Raw genomic sequence first — 7786 nt, forward strand, 5'->3', positions numbered from 1 at the left:
AAGGTGGGGGGGGTTTCTGCGGTGGTGGATGGGGGTCCCTTTGTGGGTGGAAAATACCTCACGGCACACCACCAGAGAGCGGCGAGGCGGAAGACGGCCGGCCGGTGGTTGGTGTTGGCCCGGGTCGACCCGGGCGCCGACGGGCTGCACGTCACCCCGGGTACCAACCTCACCGGCGAACCCCGGGACTGGGTCGCCCTGCGGGGCTGCGTACCGCTACGGGTGGCGATGACCGCACCGCACGTCGCCGACGTGCGGTGCCGGGAGTCGCTGCTGCGGGCCGCCGCGCTGTTCGGCGCCGTCGAACGGACCTGTCAGTTGACGATCGAACACGTCCGGGTCTGCACCCAGTTCGGTCGGCCGCTGCTGGCCCAGCAGGCGGTGGCGCACGCGGTGGCGACCATGGCGGGGGAGCGGGAGCAGAGCCGGGCGGCGCTGCGCGGCGCCTTGGCCGCCTGGGGCGGCGACTACGCGGCGAGCCGGGTCGCCGCCGCCCGGGTGGTCCTCGGCCGGGCCGCCACCACGGTGGCCCGGCTGGCGCACCAACTGCACGGCGCGGTGGGCGTCACCCGGGAACACCCGCTGCACCGGCCGGTTGCTCGCCTGGCGCGACGAGCCGGTCGCCACCCGCGTGGCGTCCCATACCCTGGGCATGGTGGTCGCCGACGGCGGCGACCTGTGGCGGTGGACCGTGACCGACCGGATCGGGAGTTGACATGCAGACCGTATCGTTGCGTACCGCCGACCATCCGGGCGTGCGGGTGCTGACCCTCGACGATACCGACCGGCGCAACGCGATCGGCGCCGTGATGAAGCGGGAGCTGGCCGAGGCGGTGTCGCGCGTCGCCGCTGACCGCGACGCCCGGGTCCTGGTCGTCACCGGCGCCGGCACCGCGTTCTGTTCGGGTGCCCACCTCGACGAGATCTTCGGCGGCCCGGTCCGGCCGGTCAGCCAGACCCGCCGCGACCTGGAGGACATCTACCGCAGCTTCCTCGCGGTGCGCGACCTGGACCTGGTGACCATCGCCGCAGTGCAGGGACCTGCGGTGGGTGCCGGCCTCAACCTGGCGATGTGCTGCGACCAGCGGATCGCCGGCCCCCGCGCCCGGTTCGGGGCGACGTTCACCCGGATCGGCCTGCACCCCGGCGGCGGCTGCACCTATTTCCTGGTCGACGCGCTCGGCCCGCAGCGGGCCATGCAGATCCTGCTGGACGGCGCGATGCTCGACGCCGCCCGGGCCCACGAGCTCGGCCTGGTGCTCGACGTGGTCGACGATCCGCTGGCCGCCGCGTTGGCCGCCGCGCACCGCTACGCCGACCTGGATCCGCATTTGGTACGCCACGTCAAGCAGAGCGTCCGGGTCGCCGCCTCGTCCGGCCTGGACGCCTCGGTGCAGTACGAGGCGTGGGCCCAGGCCGCGTCGGCCAGCGACCCGGCGGTGCTGGCCACCCTGCTTGGCGACCGGCGCTGAGGCCGCTCGCCGCCCGGGGGTGTCAGGCCACCCCGATCGGCCCTTCCCGGGGCCCCTCCTCCTGCGCCGGCTGCACCGCCAGCGACGGGAAGTCGGCCAGGTCACCGTCCGGTTCGGCGTCCCACTCCGGGAACACCAGCTCACTCTGCAGATAGAGGCAGAGCAGTTGGGTGAGGTGCCGCAGCCCCTCCAGGTGGGTGCGTTCGTGACCGTGGGTGGCGTCCACCCCGAAGCCGAGCAGCGCCACCCGGGCGTGCGCGCCGGCCTCGACCGCCGCCGCCACGTCCGACCGGTAGTAGTCGAACACGTCGCGGACCAGGTCCACGTCGTGATCGACGGCCAGGCCGGCCAGCTTGCGCGTCAGGTGGTAGTCGAACGGGCCGACACCGTCGCCCATCGCCAGGGTCGCGGCGTCCTCCCGGGACTGCTGGCCGGGGGCCACCACTGCGGCGTCGACCGAGACGATCTCGGCCACGTCCGGGTCGAGCCCGTGGCTGGCGCCGTGCCCGACCTCTTCGGTGCAGGTGATCAGCAGGTGGGCGGTGACCGGCGGCTGCTGGCCGGCGTCAACCATCGCCTTCACCGCGGTCAGCACCGCCGCCACCCCCGCCTTGTCATCCAGATGGCGGGACTTGACGTAGCCGCTGGGCGTGATCGTCGGTGCCGGCAGCATCGCCACGAAGTCGCCGACGTCGATGCCGAGCGCGCGGAGCCCGGCGATGTCGGTGACCGGTTCGTCGACCCGCACCTCGACCTGCTCCCAGCCGACACCCTGCAGGTCGACGCCGTCGTTGTAGCGGTGGCCGCTGGCCTTCAACGGCAGCACCTGGCCGGTGATCACCCGGTCCAGGCTGTCGGTGTATACCCGCACGTGGGCGCCTTCGGCGAACCGGGCGCTGTGGGTGCCGATCTGCTTGAGCTCCAGCCGGCCGTTCTCCTTCAACCGTTTGACCATGCCGCCGATCGTGTCGGTGTGCACCACGATCGCCCGGTCCGCGCCGGTGGTCCGCGGCCCGCACAGCGAGGCGCTGAGCGCGCCCCGCCGGGTGACCGTGAACGGGATGCCGAGAGCGGACAGCCGTTCCCCGACGTACTGCTGCACGTGGTCGGTGCGGCCGGACGGGCTGGGGATGTCCAGCAGCTCCAGCATCACCTGCTGCAGGTAGTCGAGGTCCAGTTTCAGGGGGGCGGGGAGGTTCGGGTCGGCCGGCATGCCAAGACCGTACCGCCGCCGATCACGGCGTTGCCGGCGCCCCGCCGGGTCCGGGCGGGCTCCACCGCCGCTGCTGCGCGCTGGTGCCGGGGAACAGCAGGTCGATGAAGCGTTCCGCGGTCGGCTGCGGCTCGTGGTTGGCCAGTCCGGGCCGTTCGTTGGCTTCGATGAAGACATGGTCGGGCTGATCAGGAGCGGTCACCAGCAGGTCCATCCCGGCCACCGGAATGGCCAGCGCCCGGGTGGCGGCCACGCACGCCGCGGCCAGCTCGGCGTGCAGCCGGTCGGTGACGTCGTGGATCGTCCCGCCGGTGTGCAGGTTCGCGGTCCGCCGCACGGTCAGCACCTCGCCGGTCGGCAGCACGTCGTCCATCGCGTGCCCGGCCTCGGTGACCACTTCACGGGTCAGGTCGTCCAGCGGGATCTTCGACTCGCCGCCGGTGGCCGCGGCCCGCCGCCGGCTGTGTCGCCGGATCAGCTCGGCCACCGTGTGTACGCCGTCGCCGGTCACCGCCGCCGGGCGGCGGACCGCAGCGGCCACTACCTCGTGGTCGATCACCAGGACCCGCAGGTCCTCCCCCTGGTGCCGCTGTTCGATCAGCACCTGCGGGCAGTGCCTGCGGGCCAGGTCGACGGCGGCCCGTAAGGCGGTCGGGTCGGTGACGCCGACGGTGATCCCGGTGCCCTGTTCGCCGCGGGCCGGTTTGACCACCACCTCACCGACCTTGGCGAGGAACGCCTCGTCGTCGGCGTCGCCGGTGGCGGTTCGGCCGTGCGGTACGGCCAACCCGGCGTCGAGCAGCACCCGCCGGGTCACCCGCTTGTCGTCGCACCGGCTCATCGCCACCGCCGAGGTCAGCTCGGACAGCGACTCGCGGGTGACGATGCTGCGGGCGCCGTTGGTCAGCCGCAGCTCGCCCCAGGACGCGTCGATGACCTCGACCCGGATGCCGCGGCGCATCGCCTCGTCGGCGACGATCCGGGCGTACGGGTTCAGCTCGTCGTAGCCGTCCGGCATGCTGGCCAGGAAAAGCCGTTCGTTGATCGGGTTCTTGCGTTTGACGCACAGCGTCGGTGTGCGTTCGAATCCGAGCCGTTCGTAGAGGCGGATCGCGCCGTCGTTCTCCGCCAGCACGGACAGGTCGACGTAGACCCGGCCGCGGTCGGCGAGCCGGCCGGCGAGCTCCAGCAGCAGCGCCTGGCCGGTGCCGGGTGGCGCGTGCAGCGGGTCAACGGTCAGGCACCATAGGCTGGAGCCGTTGTCCGGGTCGTCGAAGACCGCCACATGGTCGATGCCGGTGATGGTGCCGACGACCTGACCGGTGACGTTTTCGGCGACCAGGTGCACGAAGCGTTCGGTCGTGGCGTTGTCGACCAGAATGTCGACCGGGGCGGTGACCATCCCGTTGTGGGCGTATATCCGGTTGACCGCGTCGGCGTCGGAATCGTCGCGTAGCGGCCGGATCCGCAGCCCCGGCTCCGGTGGCTGTGGTTCGCGCACCTGGGTGAGGTCCAGCCGGAAGGTCAGCGACGGGTCGATGAACAGCTCGTCCGGCAGCCGCGACACCAGCACGTGCGGGTCGGGCAGGTAGATGCAGATGTCGCGGGACCCGGCGGCTTCCGAACGCAGCACGTCGGCGACGTCGGAGGGGTCGGCGAACGTCTGACCGAAGACCAGCCGGCCCCAGCCGCACTCCAGGATGACGTCGGCGCTGTCGGTGGGCTTGGCCGGCGGATCGCCCGGGACGACCGGGTCGCCTCCAGGGCCGATCCGTTCCCGCCGGGGGGCGGGGGAGTCGGGGCGGGGGGCGCTCGTGTCGTCAGTCAATGCCATGGTTCTGCAGCCACATCTCCAGCAGTCCGAGTTGCCACAACTTGTTGCCCCGCAGCGGGGTGAGTTCGGCGTTCGGGTCGCGCAGCAGCCCGTCGACGTACCCGTCGCGGAACAGCCCGCGTTGACGGGCCGGCGGCGCGTGCAGGGCGTCGCGGACCCGGTCGAGCAGCTTGCCCTCCAGGTGGGTCAGCCCGGGTACCGGGAAGTACCCCTTCGGCCGGTCGATCACCTCCCAGGGCAGCACCCGACGGCCGATCTCCTTGAGTACCCCCTTGCCGCCCTGGGCCAGCTTGAGCTCGGGCGGGCAGGTGGCGGCGAGCTCGACGAACTCGTGGTCGAGGAAGGGCACGCGGGCCTCCAGGCCGTGCGCCATGGTCATGTTGTCGACCCGCTTCACCGGATCGTCCACGAGCATCACCGTGGTGTCGATCCGCAACCCCGCGTCGACCGCGTCCTGCGCGCCGGCGCGGCCCAGGTGGGCGGCGGCGAACTCACGGGCGGGATCACCGACGGCGAGGTACTCCGGGTTCAGCACCTGGGCGAGACCGGCGGCGTCGCGGTCGAAAAAGGCCGTGGCGTAGGTGTCCAGCGCCTGGTCACGGCCGACGCGGGCCAGCGGCGGGTACCAGTGGTACCCGCCGAGGATCTCGTCGGCACCCTGGCCGGACTGCACCACCTTGAGGTGTTTGGCGACTTCCTGACTGAGTAGGTAGAACGCGACGCAGTCGTGACTGACCATGGGTTCGCTCATCGCCGCGACGGCGGCCTCCAGCGGCGGCACCAGGTCCCGGGCGGCCACCCGGATCTGATGATGGTCGGTGTCGAACCGCTGCGCCACCAGGTCGGAGTAGACGAACTCGTCGCCTTCCCGCCCACCGACTGCGTCGAAGCCGATCGAGAAGGTGGCCAGATCACGCTGACCCTGCTCGGCCAGCAGTGCCACGACCAGCGAGGAGTCGAGCCCACCGGAGAGCAGGACGCCGACCGGCACGTCGGCGACCATCCGGCGCTGCACCGCGGTGGTCAACGATTCGAGCAGAGCGTCCTGCCAGTCCTGCTCCGACCAGTCGGCGCGGCGGGGGTCCCGGCCGAACGGCGGATCCCAGTAGCGGCGCTCGTCCACCCGGCCGTCGGGCTGGTAGACCCGGACGGTGGCCGGTGGCAGCTTGCGGATGCCGTTGAGGATCGTCCGCGGCGCGGGGACAACACTGTGGAAGCTGAGGTAGTGGGCGAGTGCCACCGGATCGATGCCGGTGTCCACCCCGCCGCCGGCCAGCAGCGCCGGCAGGGTGCTGGCGAACCGGACCACGCCGGAGCGCTCGTCGACGTACAGCGGCTTGATGCCGAGCCGGTCGCGGGCCAGGACCAACCGGCCGCTGTCGCGCTCGGTGATCGCGACAGCGAACATGCCGACCAGATGGTCGACGAAGTCGACGCCCCACTCGGCGTAGGCTTTGACGACGACCTCGCTGTCGCCCGACGAGAAGAACCTGTGGCCCCGTGCCTGCAGTTGCTCGCGCAGCTCCCGGTAGTTGTAGATGCAGCCGTTGAAGACGCCGGTCAGGCCGGCGGCGGAGTCGACGATCGGCTGGTTGCTGGCCGCCGACAGGTCGATGATCTTCAGGCGCCGGTGTCCGAAGGCCACACTTCCGTGTGACCAGGAGCCTCCGTCGTCGGGCCCCCGGTCACTCATTGTAGCCGCCATCCGCTCCACCGCGCCGATGTCGGCGCGGGAACCGTCGCGGCGCAGCTCACCCGCAAGTCCGCACATGCGTACCCATCCTGCCAGACCGTTGCGGCATCGCCCAGTTGACGGCCGGATCCGGTGTCCCGACCAGTGCTCCTGAGTCGTCCGATCCCGCTCGGTGCCCCGTGCCGGGTCTCGCTACGCTGACCCGGCGACAGGGCAGTTGCGTGACTAATCAATCAAACAGTTGGTAGGTGCCGTCGTCGCCCCGGAGTTCGGCTCGACGTACGGTACGCGGTAACGTTTGGTCGGTTTTGGTGGCCGGACGGTGGATAGCTCCATCACCCGGCTGGCGTGGGCGCTCCGTCCGGATTCGGGACGGATGCCGACCGGGGAGGGCTAGTTGCTGACCACGCTTGAGGGACACCACCTGCGGGCCTGCGTCCTCGGCCAGTCCTGGCTCATCCACCGGTTGGAGCGCCGGGGCGCCGGCCTGGACCCGATCGCCCTGTTCGGGGTGGTCGAGGGGGCCTTCGTGACGGTTGTCGACCAGTTGAGTCGTAGCGGGTTCCCGCTGACCGAGCTGCGCTGCTTCGCCGACACCGCGGTACGCCTGACCGCCGCCGGCCGCGAACCGGTCTCCGCCGATGAGGTGATCCGCATCGTCGGCTACCAGTTCGGCGAGCACGTCGACGTCGCCGACATCGAGGCCCGGCGTGCCGTGCCGGTGCGCCGTGCGGTGATCGGTACGGCGGTACGGCGGTTGCGGCTCACCCTGCACGATGTGGACAACCTCCTCCGTCGGGGGGAGAGCCTGGCCTCCCAGTGGGGTTTCGCCGCCACCACGTACCACCCGGGTCCGCTGACCGCCTGCTACCTGCGGGTCGTGGAGGCCCGGTGGGCCAGTCGGCAGTCGCGGCGCAGCCGGCACACCCAACTGGGCCGGGTGCTGTGACCGTACGGTCAGCGCCCCACCGGCAGGTCGGTCGGCGTCGCGTGGTCGGCGGGGAAGCCGAACAGTCCGAGTAGCCCGGTCGCCCACAGCTGCCGTCGGGTGAAGCTGCTGATGTTCTCCAGCTCGAGGCGGCTGCCGCTGACCCCGGCAGCCTGGTGACAGGCGACCAGGCTGCCGATCCCGGTCGAGTCGATGAAGCTGACGCACGTGAGGTCCAGCACGATCCGCTCGGGTGCGGACCGGGCGAGCAACGCGGTGACCGCGTCGCGGACCTCGCCGGCTGTGGCGAGGTCAAGTTCACCGTGCAAGGCGAGTCGTACCGTGGTGCCCTGGTAGCTCCTGGTGATGACGAAATCCACGTCGAACCTCCGGTCGGGTGGCGACGGACGCCGGGGAGGGAGGATGCTGAGGCATTCGCATGAGCCGATATCCGCTGATGCGCGCGGTGTGTGAGCCGTCACGTTACGGTATGTGCGGTCGATGTGCCAGCCCCGTTTCGGACTGTGCACCACCCCGGTCGACCACTGTGAGCGATCATCTCGTCCGGTTCCGCGCCGGTGCGGTCGGTCCGGGCCCTGTCTCTTCTCCACATCTCCGAGCCCACGAGACATAGCCGGTTATCTGG

At 71.2% G+C, this 7786-nt stretch carries 7 protein-coding genes; 3 read left to right on the forward strand and 4 right to left on the reverse strand.

All coding sequences use genetic code 11. The annotated features are described in order from the left end of the window. Positions 1 to 114: 114 nt before the first annotated feature. Positions 115 to 768, forward strand: coding sequence for an acyl-CoA dehydrogenase family protein (locus ACXAHD_RS30180; RefSeq protein ID WP_475054856.1), 654 nt, complete (start codon positions 115 to 117; stop codon positions 766 to 768). After that, entirely contained in the window at positions 717 to 1472 is a 756-nt protein-coding gene (locus ACXAHD_RS30185; RefSeq protein ID WP_281554951.1) for an enoyl-CoA hydratase, read from the forward strand. The genes ACXAHD_RS30180 and ACXAHD_RS30185 overlap by 52 nt, the downstream gene beginning before the upstream one ends. Before the next feature lie 22 nt (positions 1473 to 1494). Here ACXAHD_RS30185 and ACXAHD_RS30190 read toward each other — a convergent pair whose 3' ends face one another. The 3 genes from ACXAHD_RS30190 to ACXAHD_RS30200 are packed head-to-tail and all read right to left on the reverse strand — an operon-like array spanning position 1495 to position 6290. After that, complete coding sequence (locus tag ACXAHD_RS30190; RefSeq protein ID WP_281554950.1) at positions 1495 to 2685, reverse strand: osmoprotectant NAGGN system M42 family peptidase; 1191 nt, start codon at positions 2683 to 2685, stop codon at positions 1495 to 1497. Positions 2686 to 2707: 22 nt separating this feature from the next. Continuing rightward, on the reverse strand, positions 2708 to 4456 hold the full coding sequence (ngg, locus tag ACXAHD_RS30195; protein ID WP_475054858.1) for an N-acetylglutaminylglutamine synthetase: 1749 nt from the start codon (positions 4454 to 4456) through the stop codon (positions 2708 to 2710). 49 nt (positions 4457 to 4505) lie between these two features. After that, positions 4506 to 6290 (reverse strand): N-acetylglutaminylglutamine amidotransferase, encoded by a 1785-nt coding sequence (locus ACXAHD_RS30200; protein ID WP_281554948.1) that lies wholly within the window; start codon positions 6288 to 6290, stop codon positions 4506 to 4508. Between the two features lie 319 nt (positions 6291 to 6609). Here ACXAHD_RS30200 and ACXAHD_RS30205 point away from each other — a divergent pair, with 319 nt between their 5' ends. Continuing rightward, positions 6610 to 7161, forward strand: a complete 552-nt coding sequence (locus tag ACXAHD_RS30205; protein ID WP_281554947.1) for a hypothetical protein — start codon at positions 6610 to 6612, stop codon at positions 7159 to 7161. Positions 7162 to 7169: 8 nt separating this feature from the next. On the opposite strand, the gene ACXAHD_RS30210 is transcribed toward ACXAHD_RS30205, so the two are convergent. Next, positions 7170 to 7520: an STAS domain-containing protein gene (locus ACXAHD_RS30210; protein ID WP_233605831.1), complete on the reverse strand. Its 351-nt coding sequence runs from the start codon at positions 7518 to 7520 to the stop codon at positions 7170 to 7172. Positions 7521 to 7786 lie beyond the last annotated feature (266 nt).

It is taken from the genome of Micromonospora sp. ABR4_055 (assembly GCF_056160425.1).

Coding starts and splice junctions, on each gene's coding strand:
- ACXAHD_RS30185 (WP_281554951.1), top strand. CDS start 717: ATGCAGACCGTATCGTTGCGTACCGCCGACCATCCGGGCGTGCGGGTG.
- ACXAHD_RS30190 (WP_281554950.1), bottom strand. CDS start 2,685: ATGCCGGCCGACCCGAACCTCCCCGCCCCCCTGAAACTGGACCTCGAC.
- ACXAHD_RS30200 (WP_281554948.1), bottom strand. CDS start 6,290: ATGTGCGGACTTGCGGGTGAGCTGCGCCGCGACGGTTCCCGCGCCGAC.